This window comes from Aliiglaciecola lipolytica, assembly GCF_018860635.1.
GTDB lineage: Bacteria > Pseudomonadota > Gammaproteobacteria > Enterobacterales > Alteromonadaceae > Aliiglaciecola > Aliiglaciecola lipolytica_A.
The window spans coordinates 46862-67117 of record NZ_JAHKPT010000022.1 but is presented as its reverse complement, the minus strand read 5'-3'; the positions used below and the strand labels follow the sequence as shown (position 1 = coordinate 67117).

General features: G+C 40.4%; 17 protein-coding genes. 12 read left to right on the top strand and 5 right to left on the bottom strand.

Annotation, left to right across the window (positions count from 1 at the left end):
* Positions 1–2: 2 nt before the first annotated feature.
* Together KO530_RS11900 and KO530_RS11895 are read right to left on the bottom strand one after the other, a co-directional pair.
* On the bottom strand, positions 3–386 hold the full coding sequence (locus KO530_RS11900; RefSeq protein WP_216048661.1) for a hypothetical protein: 384 nt from the start codon (positions 384–386) through the stop codon (positions 3–5).
* A 143-nt stretch (positions 387–529) separates the two neighbouring features.
* Positions 530–1018 (bottom strand): hypothetical protein, encoded by a 489-nt coding sequence (locus KO530_RS11895; protein WP_216048660.1) that lies wholly within the window; start codon positions 1016–1018, stop codon positions 530–532.
* 446 nt (positions 1019–1464) lie between these two features.
* Between KO530_RS11895 and nrtS the strand changes: the two genes are divergently transcribed.
* Positions 1465–1689, top strand: coding sequence for a nitrate/nitrite transporter NrtS (gene nrtS, locus KO530_RS22240; RefSeq protein ID WP_216048659.1), 225 nt, complete (start codon positions 1465–1467; stop codon positions 1687–1689).
* A gap of 27 nt (positions 1690–1716) precedes the next feature.
* On the top strand, positions 1717–3366 hold the full coding sequence (locus KO530_RS11885) for a methyl-accepting chemotaxis protein (protein ID WP_216048658.1): 1650 nt from the start codon (positions 1717–1719) through the stop codon (positions 3364–3366).
* Between the two features lie 78 nt (positions 3367–3444).
* Here KO530_RS11885 and KO530_RS11880 read toward each other — a convergent pair whose 3' ends face one another.
* On the bottom strand, positions 3445–4383 hold the full coding sequence (locus tag KO530_RS11880; RefSeq protein WP_216048657.1) for a hypothetical protein: 939 nt from the start codon (positions 4381–4383) through the stop codon (positions 3445–3447).
* A 273-nt stretch (positions 4384–4656) separates the two neighbouring features.
* On the opposite strand from KO530_RS11880, the gene KO530_RS11875 reads away from it, so the two are divergent.
* From KO530_RS11875 to KO530_RS11865, 3 genes are all read left to right on the top strand, one after another.
* Positions 4657–4830, top strand: coding sequence for a hypothetical protein (locus KO530_RS11875; RefSeq protein ID WP_216048656.1), 174 nt, complete (start codon positions 4657–4659; stop codon positions 4828–4830).
* 389 nt (positions 4831–5219) lie between these two features.
* On the top strand, positions 5220–7310 hold the full coding sequence (locus tag KO530_RS11870; RefSeq protein ID WP_216048655.1) for a TonB-dependent receptor: 2091 nt from the start codon (positions 5220–5222) through the stop codon (positions 7308–7310).
* A 280-nt stretch (positions 7311–7590) separates the two neighbouring features.
* On the top strand, positions 7591–8313 hold the full coding sequence (locus tag KO530_RS11865) for a tetratricopeptide repeat protein (protein ID WP_216048654.1): 723 nt from the start codon (positions 7591–7593) through the stop codon (positions 8311–8313).
* A gap of 149 nt (positions 8314–8462) precedes the next feature.
* On the opposite strand, the gene KO530_RS11860 is transcribed toward KO530_RS11865, so the two are convergent.
* Entirely contained in the window at positions 8463–10454 is a 1992-nt protein-coding gene (locus KO530_RS11860; RefSeq protein ID WP_216048653.1) for a serine hydrolase domain-containing protein, read from the bottom strand.
* 491 nt (positions 10455–10945) lie between these two features.
* On the opposite strand from KO530_RS11860, the gene KO530_RS11855 reads away from it, so the two are divergent.
* A complete protein-coding gene (locus tag KO530_RS11855) occupies positions 10946–11260 on the top strand; it encodes a DUF1840 domain-containing protein (protein WP_216048652.1) in 315 nt (104 codons plus the stop codon).
* A 79-nt stretch (positions 11261–11339) separates the two neighbouring features.
* On the opposite strand, the gene KO530_RS11850 is transcribed toward KO530_RS11855, so the two are convergent.
* Entirely contained in the window at positions 11340–12251 is a 912-nt protein-coding gene (locus tag KO530_RS11850) for a LysR family transcriptional regulator (RefSeq protein ID WP_216048651.1), read from the bottom strand.
* 100 nt (positions 12252–12351) lie between these two features.
* Between KO530_RS11850 and KO530_RS11845 the strand changes: the two genes are divergently transcribed.
* The 6 genes from KO530_RS11845 to KO530_RS11820 all read left to right on the top strand — a co-directional run bounded on the left by KO530_RS11845 (position 12352) and on the right by KO530_RS11820 (position 20164).
* Positions 12352–12798 (top strand): VOC family protein, encoded by a 447-nt coding sequence (locus KO530_RS11845; RefSeq protein ID WP_216048650.1) that lies wholly within the window; start codon positions 12352–12354, stop codon positions 12796–12798.
* A complete protein-coding gene (locus tag KO530_RS11840) occupies positions 12785–13378 on the top strand; it encodes a glutathione S-transferase family protein (protein ID WP_216048649.1) in 594 nt (197 codons plus the stop codon). Before KO530_RS11845 ends, KO530_RS11840 begins: the two co-directional genes overlap by 14 nt.
* Before the next feature lie 428 nt (positions 13379–13806).
* Positions 13807–14835, top strand: a complete 1029-nt coding sequence (locus tag KO530_RS11835) for an alpha/beta hydrolase (protein ID WP_216048648.1) — start codon at positions 13807–13809, stop codon at positions 14833–14835.
* 74 nt (positions 14836–14909) lie between these two features.
* The gene (locus tag KO530_RS11830) at positions 14910–17552 is read left to right on the top strand and encodes a TonB-dependent receptor plug domain-containing protein (protein WP_216048647.1); all 2643 of its coding nucleotides are present in this window, start codon (positions 14910–14912) and stop codon (positions 17550–17552) included.
* A 68-nt stretch (positions 17553–17620) separates the two neighbouring features.
* A complete protein-coding gene (locus KO530_RS11825; RefSeq protein WP_216048646.1) occupies positions 17621–18778 on the top strand; it encodes an iron-containing alcohol dehydrogenase in 1158 nt (385 codons plus the stop codon).
* Between the two features lie 30 nt (positions 18779–18808).
* On the top strand, positions 18809–20164 hold the full coding sequence (locus KO530_RS11820) for a spinster family MFS transporter (RefSeq protein WP_216048645.1): 1356 nt from the start codon (positions 18809–18811) through the stop codon (positions 20162–20164).
* The last annotated feature ends 92 nt before the right edge of the window (positions 20165–20256 follow it).

The following is a 20256-nucleotide window of genomic DNA, read 5'->3' as shown; positions in this document are numbered from 1 at the left end:
CATCATTTCGGCTCGGCTTTACTCGCTTTTATTTTTTTCGCTATCCCTTGAAACTCGTAGGTCGGATAAAACTCAGTGGTAAACGAGCCCCACGCAGATTTTTCTACTGCTAAATTTAAAGTTCTCAAATCTTTGGGCGACACGCGCAAAGTAATAACCTGGCCTAAGCCCATAGCCACATACCAAGATTCAATCTGCATACCTTCGGGCGGAAATGATTGCCAAAACTCGTTTTTATCTTGGATGGCCTGCAGTTCAGTCAAACTCTTGTCTTGTTGATGTTTTAAGATCACCGTAACTAAGATGCTATCACTGTCGATGCTGGTATCTTCTGCATTCACAATACCACTAAACATCACAATAAGGGTCACGAGCAAATACTTCATAATGCCTCCTAGGCTTAGTCAACTGCTTGGTTGTATGTAATTGGTTGCATATAATAAGTTTCATACTATCAGGCATATTAACTTAGCATACAAGCAAATCGATAAACGTTGATATGCCCAATGACAGGCATATCAGGGCACTATTACCAACGTTGTTTATCTTCCTGTGAGGCACTTTCCTGACACTCACCGACTATTTCAGTTTTGCTGCGCATTTGTGAAAAGTCCAGTTCAATGAAACCATGTCGACAATAACCTGTTTCGGTTAATTTTTCGTCTAACAATTCCAAGATGGCCTCTCGTTTATCTTCATCAGAACCGCCTTCACTGCGCTGAATCGAACTGACTTGCGAAGTATCTTGGGTTGACTCAGATTGACCTCGGCCACCTCTACCTTGCCGTGAACGGCCACCTTCGCCGCCCCCTCTTTTGCCCTCAGGCTTACCTTCGCCGCCACGACCTTCGCCTTTACCCTGTTCATACAATATCGCCAGAACAAAGCGCTTCGAGCCATCAGCGTGAATTTTGGTAGTGAATATTTCTTCTGCTTCTTGATGGCGCTCAGGTTTGCCTGCACAGGCTGACAAAGCAAACGAAAAAAGTAGAATCACAAAACTTAAACGGTAAGACATAAGACGATTTCCAAGTAACAGATTTTAATAACCGCAGATTCTGACCTAAACCTCAACCATAGGTTCCAAGCAAATATAACTTTCTAAATTGCTTATGATTATGGCTTTTAATCATCCTTACTTGTTCAATTCGAACTGTGTTGAGCAATACTCACTGCTTTAGTCTAATAGAATAACGCCTGATTTAAACTACAATGAGTATTTGTCAGGCTTAAATTCCCGAGTTGCGGAAAATTTTAAACATAACAAAGTGAAAGTTTTCGCCGATAACATTGTTCTTAAACTAGCGATTGATAAAACACAACGAGATGCGATTCAACAAGTTGTTTAACAATATCATCGATATCGCCCTATACACTTGGTTTTTAAGAACCCATTGCATAGGAGTTTTCAAAAAATTGAAGGCGGCAACTCTACAACACAGTTTACTACAGAAGGTGACAACGGTGTTTACGGCAAAACAACTTAAGACAGCAATTTTTATTAGTATAGTGGTAGGAACAATACTAACGTTAATCAATCAAGGAGAGGCGTTTTTAGGCGAAGCAGAAATAATTTGGTTCAAGGTAATCCTTACTTATATTGTGCCATTTTGTGTATCGATGTACTCAAGTAGCGTGGCACGATTAGATACAAAGCCAATAGAAAAAACAAAACCTTTGGATGGCTAAGTCGCCCAACTTTGAACTGGAAAGATAATGGATATGTTGAATAACTTTAGTATAAATAAACGTTTGCTTATTGGTTTTAGTATTGTCACTTTACTTATGGTGATACTTACCATGGTAGGCATTTATCGAGTCAATATGATCGGTAGCACGCTCACCACAATGACAAACATTAATGTGGTAAAACAAAGGCACGCAATTAACTTTCGCGGAAGTGTCCATGATCGTGCCATTGCGATTCGCGATTTAGCCACAGCTCAAAGCCCTGCGAATGTTAAGGTTCATATAGACGATATTAATAGGTTAACCGAATTTTACCGCTCATCCAGTGATAAAATGCAAGCAATGCAAGCAGCGGGAACTATTTTTAGCAGCCAAGAAACATCGATTTTGCAACAACTCGATAATCTCCAACAACAAACAGAACGCCTGATACAACAAGTGATAAAGGCCAAAACAGGTCAGTCGAGCGACGATGGTTTGTCGCTGCTAAGAAATGGTGGTAGCCAACTCTTCGTTCAATGGCTCGATACGATTAATTCGTTTATCGATTTGCAAGAAAGCAAAAACGTTGCTGCTACCAATCAGATTTTAGAAAACGCCGCTAGCTTTAAAACTACCATGTTGGTGTTAACCTTTAGTGCGTTAATACTTTCCATTTTAGTCGCCTATGTTATCGCCAATAGCTTTAAAGCGTCACTTGGCGCAGAACCTGCGGTTGCAGCAGAATCCCTGTCTCAAATTGCGCAAGGGAATTTGGCTCAATCATTCAGTACTAATCATGACCATAGCATGTTGGCAACGATGTCAAAAATGCAGGAAAGACTGCGCAATACAGTACTTGAAATTGCGGAGGCATCTCACGATTTAAAACAACAATCCACATTGGTTACCCAAGGCTCGAAAGAGATAGTGTTACTCGCCCAAGAACAAGATCAACTCACCGTGAGCACTCGTACTCGTTTGAGTGACATTAAAGAAAATATCGTTTTTGTGTCTGAAACCGCATCTAAAAACAAAGTTAATGCGAAACGTATGGTGGAACGTGCGAGCAATGGAATCGATTCCATGGCATTGAGTGTCGATGCCATGCAAAACGTCGCAACCACAGTCGCCCAAGCGGTGGAACAAATTAGTAAATTAGAGGCGTTAACCAATCAGATTGGTGGCATTACCAATGTGATTAACAGTATTTCAGATCAGACTAACCTTTTAGCGCTCAACGCAGCCATAGAAGCGGCTCGAGCTGGTGAATCTGGACGCGGTTTCGCAGTGGTTGCAGATGAAGTAAGACAGTTAGCCTTGCGCACAGGAGAAGCAACCAGTGAAATTCAATCGACCATTGAAGAAGTGCAACAAGAAACGTCCACAGCAGTAACTGTCATGCAAAATACGTTGCCCAAGGTACAAGATGGTCAAACCAAGACGCACAATGCCATGGATTTACTGCAAGAAATTGAAGAAAATGCGAACAATTCATTTAATAATGCGACCATAGTGGCAGATACGGCTTCTGACCAAGTTGTCATAATTGGCACAATAAATGAGGTTGTCGCTCAAATTGATGAAATCAACAAAAAAACCGTTTATTCGTTAGAGCAGAATAACGCAGCAACCATTGCTTTAGATAAACTCGCGGAAAAACTAAATAAAGAAGTCGGTTTCTTTAAAACAAGTTAGTGACCAAATAGTAATTGCGAGCCTAGCTAAACCAACTTTGATAGTTTGGCTTGGCTAGGTTTTATATTGCTAAGCAATTTAATCGTTTACGTCACTAGCGACTTTTTTAATGCGGTGACGAATTGATATTTTTGAGACTTCATCCAATTTAATAACGTAAGCATTTCCGCCGATACCACGAAATGATTCATCTGTGAACACTATGCTATTGTCATCCAAGAATGTGATAGCTTCTTTTTGGGTCACAATACCTAAGTCGATGCGCGACACATCACCGTCAAAAAACTTATCACCCTCGAAGTTTTCAAATAGCCAAATGCTAGTTGAATCTAATAGGGCTAACTGTTTGCGGTTAGGGCTTAACGCGGCAGATGTAATCCAACATAACTTGCCCATTGTGGTACAGGTTTTAAATGAACCAATTAATTCAGCATCAAAGTTAGCTGCATGATCACCGACCTTGTAAACATTTGTAATACCATCAAAAGGTTCGGTTCTATTCTTAGTGAACAAATACAGATGCCTATCAAATTCAACAAAAGCTTCTAAATCGTAGTTCCTCTTATCTGGCGTGACAGGATTTTCATCTAACTCAGGATAGGTAAACTTAATAATTTCCGCTTCAGTGGTATTGCCTTTAATATCAATGGGATTTTCTATTTTATAGATAGTTAGCCATCTGCGTGAATTGTCGTTATTACCAAAATCACCAAGAAAAAAATGCCCAAAACTATTTTGAGTCATGTCTTCCCAATCTATATTTTTAGCGTTAGTCACTAATATTTCTTTGGCAATAGAACCGTCTGTGTTTATTTGATAGAGCTTAGGATCGTCGCCACTATCATTGATCGCCCACAAACGATTTCTTTTATCAATTTCTATCCCTGAAATTTCATGCAACTTTGGGTCAATATTAATGTGTTTTTTACTGTAAAGAGTATGAATAGATGAGCCAATTAATATTGCTGCAATGACTATCGAGACGCTAACCAGTGTCAAAATACTTCGTTTTACCATGACATCGTTGTTGTACCTAAAATTAAGTTGGCGCAAGTATGTCGTATGCCCCAAAGAAAAAAAAGTAAATTAGCTAATCCAAAAGTTGTTAATGTAGATTGCCAATGACGGTTGACTGAAGAAGCTGTAGCCTGCGGTTTCATTTAGCTTGAATTTAGCAGCGCTCCCCCCATATTTGTATGTATGAATTGACGCCTTGAGCTAAAGTCAACAACAGTCGCTTGAAAATTGCTTATGCATTGCAATTTAAGTTGGCACAAACAGGAGTGAAAATTGACAGTTTTAATTATATTGGGTGTTTTGTTTATTAGTCTTTTGGTTGTCATTCCGTTACTTGAACGTTCCAACTTTAGATTGTCTAGTGAACAAATGTCTAAAATGAGTCGCTGGATATTACCCTTATTAGTGGTAATGGTAGTGATTCAACTGATAATGTATTACGCCTAGTTAATCGGCCTAAATCTCTATCATAAAAGAGAATAGCCCCGCCTTGTCGTTAATAAAAATTCACGCTGAGCAATGAATCACACAATTGCTCAAACTTAAATCTCCCTATACATATAAATGATTATTGTGCTTTTCCAAATTCAAGGTATTAAGCCGTTATTAGCAGTTTGATTATTCAACGTATGAAGAATCTAACTTTGTCAAACCCAACGCAATGATAGTGATTTTTTGAATCCTTTGTCTCCAACGCCACTGTTTCTGTGTATTTTCCTTATATTTTTTCATTCCTTTATATTTATTTAAAACCTCCAAATAGGAATTGATATCATTCGCGTTTGTGTTAACATCCTCTTCCACGTAATTTAGTTTAAATAATTTCAGGGCTTTCCATGCAGTTTAACCAGATTTTTGTTGGTGTTAGTTTAGGACTAATGTCTCTTTCAAGTGCCGCTCAAACACCAGATTCCAGCGATAGTGAAAAAGACCTTGAGGTCATTAGTGTAAATGGAACATATTTTAATGATTATCAGGTGCAAGATGCATCTGGTGCCATGCGTAGCAACATTCCGTTACTAGAAACAGCCCAAGCAGTAACCGTAATTCCTGATACGATTATCAATGAACAGTTAGCCACGACACTCGGTGAAGTACTGCACAATGACGCAAGTTTGTCACCAGGAACTAAACAAAGAAATCGTGAAGTCTTTAGCTCCAGAGGTTTTGAATTAAGTTCATCTACCGGTTATTTACGTGACGGCCATCAGCATTGGTCCCATTACCAACAACCCATTGAAACCTTATCCCGTGTCGAAGTTATCAAAGGGCCTTCAAGTATTCTATATGGCCAATCTGCACCGGGCGGCTTAATTAACATGGTTACCAAAAAGCCCACCAATACACGCTTGTTAGAAATAAGCGCGGATACCGATCAACAGGGTTCAACTCGCTTTATGCTTGATGCCGGTGGCGAAATCACGGCTGACACAACTTACCGTGCAGTTGTGGTTAAACAAGACGTTAATTTTGATCGCGAATATCAAAACGGTGAAACCCGTGAACGAGATCGCTTTTTGGGCTCTCTTGCCCTAGAGCACAAGTTCAGCGACGACTTAGTGATAAGTGCTTATTATGACCGCACTAATGATAAAGCTGGTTTAGATACAGGCGCTTGGCTAGATAGCAATGGTGATATCGTCAGTGAGAAGCACACCATTAATGACTTTTCATGGGCATTTACTGATATAACTGTAGAAAATATCGGCGCTAAAGTAACTTATTTCTTTACCCCGGAATGGCAAGTGAAACTTGGTTATAACGAACAGACATTTGAACGTCAGCGTTTTGAATCTTCACCTTCCTTACCTTCTGGTTATCAACAGGGTGATAGCTATACTTCCAATCCTTATGATCGTTTTGATGATTGGCAGTTTAAAACCGCCTTTATAGATTTAAATGGTGAATTCACCTTCGGTGGTATTGAACATAACCTATTGTTTGGTGCTAACGGTCTTGATTATTATTACGGTCAATTAATCGAAAGAGGTGATTCAATCACTTTTACTCCAGGTGAAGTTGAACCAACGGTTCCAGACCTTGATTATCACAGAGATACAACGTTAAGCACCACTGAATATGATTATTATGGCGTTTATTTCCAAGACTTAATGACCTTAAATGAACAATGGCAAGTAGCTATTGGTGGTCGTTACGACAAGCAAAATCGTGAAGGTGCAGACAACGAATCATTATTACCTAAAGTTGGTGTGCTTTATCACCCTGCAGAAAACAGCACTATTTATGTGAACTATTCTGAAGGTTTTGAACCACAATCAAGTGAAACTATTGAAGATGAATTAGATAGAAACTTCGGTATGGAAATCGATGCAACTACCTCTAAACAAATTGAGATAGGTGCTAAATGGGAAGTATCAGATCGTCTATTATTAAATACTGCCATTTTCAACATTGAAAAATCGGGAACACTCATTTCTGAACAATTAAATGACGATCCAGATTATGAGACTGTTACCACTCAGTCTGGTTTACAAACCCATAAAGGGTTTGAAATATCCGCACAAGGTGCCGTTACCGACAAGTGGTTTGTAATGACATCAGCGATGTACTTGCATGCAGAGTATGAAGTAGATGAAACCTATCAAGGTAACACTCCTGCAGATGCCCCTAAATGGTCGGCTTCCATATGGTCACGTTACGAATTATCTGAAAAACTAGCGCTTAATGCGGGTATTTTCTATCAAGGTGAGCGTTTCGCCGACAATGCGAATACGGTCACTAAAGATTCATATGCCAGAGTCGATGTAGGTGCTACATACCGCGCAAACCTAATGGGTAAAGATGTTGATTTTCGTTTGAACATTGAAAACCTTTTGGATAAAGATTACTTAGCTGGTGGCGGCACGAATAACGTTACTATTGGTGATGGTGCAACTGCAAGACTTGCAGTAAAAGCCTCATTCTAAATCCGAATCAACCTTTGGCTGAGCCAATCAGCTAAAGGTTTACCATTGCCGCCTTTGTTTACATAGCGCAACAAGGGCGGTAATTATCTAACACTAACCTTCGTACTCTTTCTTTTCTGGTCACAAACCGTCTCAATTTTAAAAAGTATATTGAGCCGCGCTTTATTAACTTGTACTCTAAAAATAAGTTGAACAATCTGCCAATCCACAATTCGTCAGAGTTTAATTTTCAACTCAACCATCACAATTCAATCATTAAAGCATAAGCCTTAGGAGTAAAATGAAAAACTACTTTCAATTATCTATTCTTCGATCACTTTCATTACTCATTGTGCTTTTCATTGCTGTTTCATTCCGCACTCATGCTGCACAGCAATATGAAATTGACCCTAATTTAGATGAGTCAATTAAATGGTACATAGGTGCCACGGGAAAAGTGGATGATGGCAAGGCTAAAACACTGCTAGAGACCGCAGCTTTGACCAAAGATCCACTAGCGGTTATGTGGATAGCAAGGGTATATTCAACCGGCAGAATGGGATATCCAGCAGATAAAGACAAGGCAAAGGAAATTGCTAAGAGTGTGATTTCTAAAGTAGAAGAATTAGCTGAGCAACAGGTTCCCGAGGCCATATTTTTGATGGGAACCGCTTATGCCGAAGGGCTAGGGAAAAATGAGAACTCACAAGAAGCCGTTGAATGGTATCGACGAGCAGCCAAACTGGGTAACACATTGGCACAACATAATTTAGGAAACGCTTATGCTTTCGCAGCGGGAATTGAACAAAACCATGAGTTAGCGGTAAAGTGGTGGCTCAAGGCAGCAGAGCAAGGCGATGCCATTCCCCAGTACCAATTAGGGCTCAGCTATGAGGCCGGAAAAGGCGTGGCTCAAGATCGCGCTACAGCAAAACGCTGGTATCAAGAATCGGCAGAAAGAGGCTATGCCAAGGCTAAAATCGCTCTAACCAGATTAAATCGACTAGAGCGATTAAATAGGTAATTTAGTCCCTCTGATCCAGAGCTAACTTGATGGTTGAATAGGTTTCGACCTCGTCTGCCAAGCTGCTTGTAGGGAAAAGTACTCATTCACCCCAAGTTATTTGCCAATAACTGTGCATGCTGAGCTTCCCATACAACCGCTCTAAAAACTTACAAGGACATACGCTCAAACATCACGTCCTGGGTACGGCCATTACTGAGGCTTATTCCAGTTACCTTGCCACTTGCATCTCGAATGAAACTCAAATCACTGTATATAGTAGTCGTTTCGCTGAACACATCTGGTTCCGACGGAACTAAGGTCAATTCAGGGAGATTGTACAGTTTTAGCGTGAGGCTATCCTCTTCATTCATGCCGATGGTGTAAAGTACCTCTAACTCATTCGAAAAGTACTTACCTGTATAGTCAGCCAATTGCTTTTTTGTAGGTTCAAATATGTCGAGTTTTGTGAACTCGTAACGATCCGAACTGAGACCGGGTTTAATGGAGATGCCACTTATTTTTTCATTTTTCATCGAATAGCGCACATTGAATTGTCCATCGCTCACCGCAAACTCCGTTTCAGAGAGCGCTATCATGGGCATGGCGTTACTATCGTCAAAGACCATTTTAAGCTGTAAGTCTGAAGCCATTATCTCCACAGTCATTCCGAGCAATTCTGATTTGAACTTCCCTGCTAACTGCGCTAAATATTCTGGGGATAAACTAAGACTGCTTATATCTTCTTGATTATCAATTTCTTTCGATGACTCGGTAAAATCCTTGCCAAAAAACAAGTCAACGACTTGATTCCACATAGCCATGTTAAAAGCTGTATTATTGGTGTTTAAAAACACCCCTTTTTCAAGTTTGGGAAAGAATGCATAGTTAGTATAATGCGCCATATCAGCACCACCGTGTTCGTAGCGTAATAATCCCTTATAATCTTCGACGCCCAAACCTAATGCATAAGTTTGCGGTTCACCGTTATTAAGTACGCCAGGCGTCGTTAATTTAGTGATCAGCTCCTTTCCACCCAACTCGCCAGTGATGTAATTCTGCGACCACTTTGCCATATCAGCAACAGTAGTATAAATACCACCGGCTCCCGGTGCGGAATACAAATCTCCAGCTTCTCGAAAGCCATTTTTATCATTATCGTATCCTTGAACCCCATTTGGGATAATATGGCCAGGATCCCGTCTTACATAAGTGTTTTTCATGTGGAGTGGCTCAAAAATATTTGCCTGCATCCAGTCTGAAAATGGCTGTCCACTAACGCGTTCAACAAGCAGTGCCATTAAAATAAAGCCTGTGTTGTTATAATTCATTTTCTCGCCAGGCGCGGATTGTAACTTTGCTTGCTTTTTCACTATTTCGATAGCTTGATGCTTGTCTATGAATTCTTCGCCCGTCCACCCCCGCATCCCTAAAAAATCAAATATTTCACGTAAACCCGAGGTATGTGTAAGAAGGTTTCTGATGGTAATGTCTGCGCTAAAATCTGGCAGTTCCGGAAAATACTGCCGAAGATTATCGTCTAAGCTTAACTTTCCTTGCTGTTCAAGTAGTAGCATCGCCATCCCAGTAAACTGCTTTGAAACAGAACCAATATTGGTTGGCATGTCGGGGGTAAATGCAACGCCATGGGCAATATTTGCCATACCTGCAGAATGAACGTGGGTAGTCTGCCCCTTTTCAAACACACCAATGACCCCACCAGGAGTCGCTTCCTTATCGTATGGGCTGAGTAATTGTTCGAGGCGTTTATCAGGGTCCTCAGGGATGGCCTCATTACGAACTAATTGTATTGAGTAACGGCCAGCGGTACTTTCATCAAACGATCTGACAACGACTTTATAATCGCCAGCCTTTTTAGTATCTAATGTAAAAGGCTCACTACCAATTTCAGTGCTATTGTAGGCCTTAATTTCTGTCCCTTTAGGGTCAAATAACTGAATTTTCACATCGATTGTGTCTTGCTCAACTTCTCCAAAAATAAAGTGATTTTCTGCCGCCTTGATAAAGTAATTATGCGACTCCCCTTCTTTTAATTCTTTTTTCACGCTTTGGAGTCGTTGTAGAACATGCGTATCTTTAGCACTAAGATTGAATGGCGCAGACAAAGTGACTAAAACGGCTAAAGAGATAAAGTGATTCATTATGTATTCCCTTACTGAATAAAATTTATATGAGCGTTTGAGTTAACCGATACTAAAAGTAAATTAAGGTATAGCACAAGGTAGCAATCATACAAGATGCATAGCCATTAGGTTAAAGCACACTTCTTAATTTTGTGGTTGCTCACGAATTTTTATAACTCAATCTACTTGGACGAACTCCTTATAACCTGCGGCCTCACGCTGCGCGATTATCAACTAAAGCTAATCGAAGCTCCCCCCCTTAACATGGGTGTCTTGGTATCTCGGTGTCTTGGTATCTCCTAAACATGGGTGTCTTGGTATCTCCTCCTGGGTGTCTTGGTAACTCCTAAACATGGGTGTCTTTATAATTCCTTTCATAACCTCGATGTTTAGACTTCAGATAGGAAGGTATTTAACCCAATGCAGTGAAACTCGTTAGTTGAAGTATAGGGTGTTGTATGGTGTACACTTATCTTACATTTTCGAACAACCCGAAGAGTTAAATCATCATGTTAATAATTTTTTCCAGTCAAGCAGGTGCCAACATTACTATGTTCGGAGATATCGCAGTGCAATTACTAAAAATGATGGGGCATAGCGGCACGGTACCCAGTGCAATTCTAGCAAAAGATGTCCCTGCAGCTCTTGCGAACCTGGAGGCTGCGCTCGGAGTAGCAACGCAACACGCCGAATCAGAAGAGCTTACTGACGATAACGAAGAAACGCCTGATGTTAGCCTTTCTCACCGTGCTTTACCTTTAATCGATTTACTAAAGGCTGCAATAAAAAACGATAGTAACGTACAGTGGACGGACAATACTTAGTCCCATTGCCAATGTTAAATTGAAAAATGAAGCGAATAGAGTTTTACCTGTAAGGGTAGAAAATGTAATGGTCTTTCATTTAAGAACAAAGCGCCTGAACACGATCTTTTAGTTTGGGAGCTGCGAAATTAAGGAAGCTTTTCATTTTTTGCGGCATGTATTTTCTGGTTTTATGGAGTAAATGCACAGGCACAGATTCTGGTTCGAATTCAGGCAAGACGATTTTTAGAGTACCTGCTTGCACCCCCTGCATCACTTGGTAATGAAGTTGCTGTGTCGCCCCCACTTTATTTATTGCCGCATACACGGCTGATTCACTGTCGGTAACCGTTAAACGAGAGGCAATATTCATACTTACGGGGGAAGTAGACTTAGCAAGTCGAAAACTCCAATGGGGAATTGTCATATTCGTTTTTAACGTCACACAAGGAAAACCAGCTAAATCCTCTGGGGAAGCTAACGGCGGATACTCCTCTAACAGGCTAGGGTTGACGCAAGTAACGATACGCATCTTTCCGACTGGTGTTGCGATTAAGGAACTATCCGGTAACTTACCAATGCGAATCGCCATATCCACCTCATCTTCAAACAAATTGACATTTCCATCAGCCAACACAAGTTGCACATTTATATTGGCATACAAAGATAAAAACTCCGTCACTATTGGCAAAACATATAAGCGACCAAACATGACCGGAGCCGTAATCACTAAATCCCCTTTAGGCTCTGAATACTCGCCTTTTAAATCACTTTCAGCTTCTTCTACTTGTTCCAGAATGCGTTTACAAGCCTTGATATATTCAAGCCCAGACTCAGTGAATGACAGTTTTCGCGTGGTTCGATGTATCAGGCGAACATCCAGTTGAGCCTCTAGTTCCGATATTTTCCGGCTTAATGTTGGTAAAGGCACATTCAACTCTTTGCTCGCTTTGGAGAAGTTGCCCGCTTCCAAGATTTTTATCAACATTGACATCGCTTCTAATCGATCCATTATTATTTCACTTTATGAAAATATCTTTACCAAATTTACCGTATTATCTTTTAAATCACAAAGTGTCATAGTTTAAGTTTAAACACAGAAGGACAAAAAAATGAGCTTTGTGCCTCCTATCAATCCTCAGGCAGCCCTTGCTTATGATCATGTTGGAATTAGGGTTAGCAACAGACAAACTGCAATCCATTTTTATGAACGCCTTGGATTTAAAGAAACCTATCGGATCCCAGAAGGTGAAGCCAATGAAATGGTCACCTCCGCTGGCGTCAGAATTAATCTGATATTTAACGGCGCAAAATCAAAAGAGCAAAAGAATGTCTTATTAGACGAACCAATTAAACGACCCGGTGTTACCCATCCAGCATTCATTATTAACGACATGAGTGAATTCCAAGCATGGTTAGCAAAAGAGGGAATTATGATTACTGAAGGACCGAAAAGACTAGGACCACGGAGAATATCACTGTTTATTCGCGATCCAGATGGAAACGTTCTTGAATTTAATCAATTACTACCTGAGGAAGGAAACAATGAAACTATATGATTTAGAACTTTCAGGAAACTGTTACAAAGTAAGGTTATTTGCTTCATTAGCAGAGATACCTCTGACCATAGTTCCTGTGGATTTTATGCAAGGTGAACATAAGGAAAAACACATACTTGACTTAAATCCATGGGGGGAAATTCCAATTTTAGAGGATGGCAAAGTGGTTCTGCGAGATGCTCAAGCCATACTAGTCTATTTAGCCAGTAAATTTGGCGGTGAGGCATGGTGGCCAAGTGAACCCCACCTAAAAGCGGATGTGATGCAGTGGCTGTCAGTTGCGGCAAATGAAATTCAACACGGCCCCAACACTGCAAGACTCATTGAGAAATTCAACATACAAAGTGATATGGCCCTGTGCGCGCAGCGCTCCGAGCGAATTCTAGAGTTAATCAATAACCACCTTTTAAACAATGACTGGTTGGCGGCGGGTCGACCAACAATAGCAGACTGTGCTGTATACCCCTATGTGTCCCTCGCCCATGAGGGAAATATCACAATGATTAAGTACACCAATATCACCGCATGGATGGATCGAATAGAACAGTTACCAGGTTACATTTCAATGCCTGGGAACTAGGGTGATAATCACCTTAAGACGTAACAAAATTAGCGTGCCATTCACGATTAAATACCACAGCAAAGGTAAACCTGCGTTTATCTTTGCTAATTTGTTTTTATCGGCTTTCTACAGACCCTAGCCATCCATTTAATTTAACTGGCTTTGCTGGGTATTTTATTCAACAAGCATTAAGAATAATCCCTCTATTTGTTATTGGCCTTGTCACTTACCACAAAATAAATCAAACAATTTATTTACCTAAACTAGCTTGCAACCATACAAAAACATAATATAACCCACTGTTTCAAATGCACTTTTCATCACTGTTGAGTATATGTCAACAGCGTGTTTCATATATGTTACTTGAGCGCGCAATTTTTAAGATGTAAAAACTACCACTTCCAAAAAACAAAAAAATAACAAAAAAATAACAGTGGCTAGGAATAATGTTGTCAAAAGATGCAAATAAACAAATAGGTCAGACTGAAAAAGAAACATTTTTTGGAAGTCAAAATACGGCAAAAGAAAATGTCTCAGACAAAGCCGAAGCATCAAGTACTGGTCTTGATGACCATGCTCAAGAAGTGCTTAACTATATTCATTCTTTACCTCCAGCATACGAATTCGAACCTAAATATGTTAGGCAATTTCGGAAGAATCCCTACGAACATGAGGATGTTACCGATATCACCAGAGAAGATATAAGCATTCCGTGTGCAAACCATGAATTAGAAGCGCGAGTTTATAGGCCAGCCTCCTCACATGAAAATCTGTACCCTACACTTATTTATTTTCATGGGGGAGGTTTTGTCCTTGGTGACATTCATTCTTATGACAAATTCCTTGCACAACTATGTGTGCAATCAAATGTTGTGATTATTTCCGTTGCCTATCGACTCGCTCCAGAAACGGTCTTTCCTGGAGCCATTGAAGACACCCAAGAATCTACAGATTGGATTGTGGAAAATGCACTATCTCTAAAGCTTGATTCAACACGCATTGGGTTAGGGGGGGATAGTGCAGGTGCTAATTTAGCTATCGTTTATTGCTTACTCAATAAAAACAAATTTAAACCTTATTTTCAGTTATTAATCTATCCCAGTATTGTCGGTAACAATTCCACTCCAAGTCGAGAGGCATTCTCTAAAGATCTTCTGTTAACTGAAAATTTATTAAAATGGTTTCACCAACATTACATCAGTAAAGAAGATGAAAACGATCCCCGTTTTAACGTATTAAATGCCGAGGAGTTTGCACACCTTCCTCCTGCATTTATTTTAACTTGTGGCTTTGATCCCCTTAGGGATGAAGGGCAAATGTTTGTAGATAAACTCACCGAAAATGGTGTAGCAGTGAAACACTCTTGTTATACCGACATGTTTCATGGGTTTATCAACTTTGGCGTATTGCAACAATCAAAAGACGCTGTCACTGAGTGCGCGATGGTGCTCAATTCAGTGATGTACCAGAGCTAATAGGCCAAAAAATTAGTAAGACGCGTTTTGTTTTAAAACGAATTTTCAGGACACACACTTTCGGGACACAATTTATGAAAACAACTAAAATATTAACTACAAAAAAGTTACTCGCTATTTCTATCACGGCTGCACTAGCTTTCTCAGCAAGTGCTCAACAAAACACAAGTAGTGAAGACGAACCTGAAAAAATTCAAGTTACAGGTTCATACATTAAACGTACCTCAGTGGATGCCGCCGAGCCAGTACAAGTACTAGATTACAATTACATTCAATCTACCGGTGCCACCACGGTTTCAGAGCTGATCGGAAAATTAGCGATTTCTTCTGGTGCTGAAAACCAAGCTGACTCTTTTTCACAAGCCGCTAGCCAAGGAACAGGTAATGTGAATTTACGCGGCTTAGGCTTAAGTTCAACATTGGTGCTCATCAATGGTCGTCGTCAAACAATTTCAGGAGCACTGACCAATGATGGCAGTGTATTTGTGGATACCAGTCATATTCCTATTGATGCTATTGAGCAAGTTGAAGTGTTAAAAGAAGGTGCCGCTTCTACTTATGGTTCGGATGCCATTGCCGGTGTAGTTAACTTTATATTACGTAAAGATTTTGAAGGGTTTGAAATTAACGCTTCAATCAGCAAAGCCGACGATAGTAGTCAAAAAGACACTGACATAGGCTTTTTATGGGGAGCTGAATTTGACAACACCTCGATTGTAGTATCGGGTCATTACTTAGACAGAACACCGCTAACCATTGCTGATAGACCTGAGTTGGGTGATGTAGCATTTAGCTCTTTGGGTAATTCATTCTTACTTTTGGCTGATGCTGAGGTAGCCGATGGACCCTACGCTGGGAGCTATGGTGCCTATGAAAACGTACCTGACCCCACCTGCTTAGATGATACCTTAGGCATGATCATTCCCCAAGCATATGGTTCACGCTGCGGTTTTAACTATGGGCCTTTATATAACTTAGTGAATACTGAAACCCGTGCACAACTGTATAGCAATATATCTCATGATTTTGACAACGGAATTGCCTTATCTGCGGATCTTAGTTGGAGCTCAAATGAGGTAAAAGATAACCCTCAATCACCCAGTTACCCAGACTTAACGTTTCCATACATTGGTCCTACAGACTCAGGTAACCCATTTGGTGTCGGTGTCGTTTGGTTAGGTCGACCATTAGGAGCTGATTATGAACCCGCTTTATCACCCCGTGAAAATGATACCTTCCGCACCTCGTTAAGTTTAGTAGGTGACTTTGATAATGGTTGGAGTTGGGACACAGCATTAACTTACAGTAAAAATAACTATAAGCAGTATCAGCAAGACCAATTGAAATCAAGACTAGTAGCAGCATTAGCAGGGGTTGGTGGTCCGAATAACGATGAGCTGTTTAACCCTTTTGATCGCTCTAGCCTTAGCCAATCAGTTATCGATGACTTTACCTATATGACAGAATCAGAGAAAACCACCGATTTGTTGGTACTCGATGCGGTTGTTAGCGGTGATTTATATGAAGTTTCAGCCGGAACAATTGGTTTTGCGGCTGGTATTCAAGCGCGAACTGAAAGCTTTAAAGTTGAAACCGATGATGTCAATGAAATCAAATTTGATGACCAAGGCAACCCTATCCCAGTTGATTTAATCTTTCTACAAGGTTTGTCAGAAGTTGATGCTGATAAAAACACCTTTGCCCTGTTTGCTGAAAGTGTTATCCCTGTTACAGAAGACATTGAAATAAAAGCGGCACTGCGTTACGAAAAATTAGAAAATGATTCAAGTGTCGATCCGAAAATAGCCGTTCGCTGGCAAATATCTGATCAATGGATTATGCGCGCATCTGCAAGTACCGCCTTTAGAGACGCATCGTTATCACAGAAAAATGCTTCTTCGGCAGTTATTACCAGTATTACCGATTACAATGATGACGGTACCGCAAAATCCAGTGCCTTTGTTGGTGTTATCGCTACTGGTAACGAGGATTTAAAGCCTGAAGAATCTGACAACTACAATATAGGTTTGATTTTTAAACCAACTGATAACTTGGATTTTAAAGTAGACTTCTGGCGTGTTGATTATACCAATTTGATCACTGTTGAAAATGCTCAGGGGAAGTTGATTGATGATCCAAATGGTGTAGATATTATTCGTACTGATGCTGGTTTCTTATCTTCTGTCAAAGTTAACTACTTTAATTCATCGTCGGTAAGTGTTGAAGGTATTGACTTCGAATCGACATGGACTTTATCAGATCAGTTTAATATTAGTTTAAATGCATCGCATTTTAATTCGTACGAACTGACTAAAGATAACGGTGAAGTAGTTGAAGCAGCTGGCTCGTTTAATATTGATAACTTTGCTCGCTCAATGCCTGAAACCAAAGGCTCTGTAAACTTTAATTGGTTGGGTGAAAGCCAAAGAGCTTCAATTAATGTTAACTATGTATCAAGCTATGACACTGGAGTAGATGTGTCCGCTTTACCAAACGAAAGTTCAACAGTAGACGCATTTACAACTGTAGATATGCAATATTCGGCTAATTTTTATATTACCGATGACAGTGAAGCTGTATTAACCTTAGGTATTAAAAACCTACTCAATAAAATGCCACCACGTGCTTATATTGCTGAAGGCAGCTTAAGTTATGATCCTAAACAACATAACCCACTAGGCCGTGTACTCTATGCGAAAGTGAAATTAGCATTCTAAATTCGATCCCATGGTTGCAGAAATCAAAGAGGGGGCTTCCCCCTCTTTCCAACAATAAGTTAAAAAATATGTCATTTGTTTTCAATACCACCAAATCAATTGTTAATGCACCTAACGCTGCATCCGAGATAGCTGAATATTGTTACAAGCTCAACATTAAAAATGTCTTGCTAGTGACAGATCCAGGTATTGTCAGCCTTGGGCTACATCAAAAAATAACGACCAGTTTACAAGACAACGCAATAAACTTTGTGGTGTTCAGTGAGGTCGAGGTAGATCCTCCAACAGAAGTCATTGAAAACGCAATATCATTTGCCAGAAACAACAATATCGATGGCGTAATTGGTCTAGGTGGAGGTAGCTCATTAGATACGGCAAAATTAATCGCGGCACTTACTGATTCTAAGCAATCCCTAAACGACGTCTTTGGTATCGACAAACTTGAAAACTCAAGACTGCCATTAATTCAAATTCCAACCACTGCTGGCACAGGATCTGAAGTGACGCCAATTTCTATTGTCACCACAGGTGAAGCAATGAAAATGGGAATAGTGTCGAGTGTACTACTACCCGATATAGCGCTGCTGGATGCCACTCTGACAATCAAACTCCCTCCGCATATCACTGCTGCCACAGGCATCGATGCCATGGTGCATGCCATTGAAGCGTACACCAGTAAGATTAAGAAAAACATTTATTCAGATATGCTCGCGCTGCAAGCCTTAACGTTGATGTCGAAAAATATTCAAACTGCTGTGCATCAAGGAGAGAATTTAGCTGCACGCTCTAATATGATGCTAGGTGCAACTTTGGCTGGTCAGGCATTTGCCAATGCGCCCGTAGCCGCTGTTCATGCTCTGGCTTATCCATTAGGTGGTCATTACCATATTCCCCACGGTTTGAGTAATTCCCTAGTATTACCCCACGTACTGAAGTTTAATATGCCCTCTGCAGCGCACTTGTATGCTGAGTTAGCCGAAGCCATCATTCCTGATACCTGCTCCACGCTTGATTCAGATACCGAAAAAGCAGAAGCCTTTATCCAACATTTAGAATACCTAATTACAGATATAGGACTTCCCACTCGCTTGGAGAGTGTGGCGGTTACCCAAGACTCTTTAGTCACACTGGCCAAAGATGCAATGAAACAAGAACGATTGTTGATTAATAACCCCAGACCGATGAATGAAGCAGATATTCTAGCCATTTATCAAGCCGCTTATTAGTTCCTTCTAATTGTTAGATGAGATAGTGAAATGACTGAAAAAACACTGAGCAAAGTAGAATCAAGTGCAATACTAAGCGAATCTCCGAAGCAGAGTATTTATGCTGCCTATTTAATTTTTATTTTATTATTAGCCTATACATTTTCGTTTATCGATAGACAAATTTTAAGCTTATTAGTTGAACCTATGAAGCGCGATTTGGACATAAGCGATACGCAAATGAGTTTGTTACAAGGCTTGTCGTTTGCGTTATTTTACACTCTCATGGGACTGCCTTTAGGTCGCCTCGCTGATAGTAAAAGTCGCAGAGGCATAATTGCTTGGTCCATTTTCATCTGGAGTTTAATGACCGCAGCTTGTGGTTTAGCAAAAAGTTATTGGTCGTTGTTTTTTGCACGCATGGGAGTAGGTGTTGGTGAAGCCGGACTATCTCCAGCAGCGTATTCACTTATCGCCGATAGCGTACCGAAAAAACACTTAGCCAAAGCCATTGGAGTTTACACCATGGGTATCTATCTTGGTGGTGGTATGGCGTTAATTGTTGGCGGCATGGTTATCCAATGGGCTTCTACATTTTCGTCCATCTCCTTACCGATTATAGGTGAAGTTTATGCATGGCAAGCGGTATTTTTAGCCGTCGGTCTGCCAGGGCTGCTGCTAGTACCCTTTCTGTTTACCCTAAAAGAACCTGCACGAAGTGAAAAACAAGAAAAGGCGGTACCAGTAGCCGAAGTTGTTCAGTTTTTTAAAAATAATAAAAAGACAATTTTATTACATAATTTTGGCGCAGCCCTAGCTTCGGTTGCCGGTTATGGTGCGTTGGCTTGGGTACCCAGCTACTTAATTCGGGTACATGGAATGGAAAGTGGTGAAGTTGGTTTAGCTTTTGGTTTAATCGTTTTAATTTGTGGTGCTGGCGGTGTCATTGCTGGCGGAATAGCCGCTGATAGACGTTTCAAGAAAGGCCAAAGTGATGCAAAAATAAGAGTGGCGATGTGGGCAATGATCATTGGTATTGTTCCAACCTTAATTTACCCCCTTATTTCTGATCTCACAGTGGTTCTGCTCATCCTGGCAATTTCAACGTTTTTCGCAAACTTCATGATGGGATTAGGGCCTGCAGCAATTCAAGAAGTTGTTCCGAGTAATATGCGAGGACAATTTAGTGCTTTGTATCTATTCATCGTAAATTTAATCGGCTTAGGGCTAGGTCCAACTTTGGTTGCTTTATCTACAGATTACATTTTCGGTTCACCGGAGATGGTGGGATATTCGTTGTTGTTAGTCTCATTTTTTGCCATGGCAGGCTCAGCTCTATTGCTAGGAAAATGTTTACCTCATTATCGCGCAACTTTAGTTTCGCTAGAAGAGTCGTCAACTAAGTAACAATCGTCAACCAAATAAACGTTTATTTGTTCATCGCGGTTAACCCATAAAGGTTAATCATCGATGTTCTTTGCCAATATCAAATGGGGTTA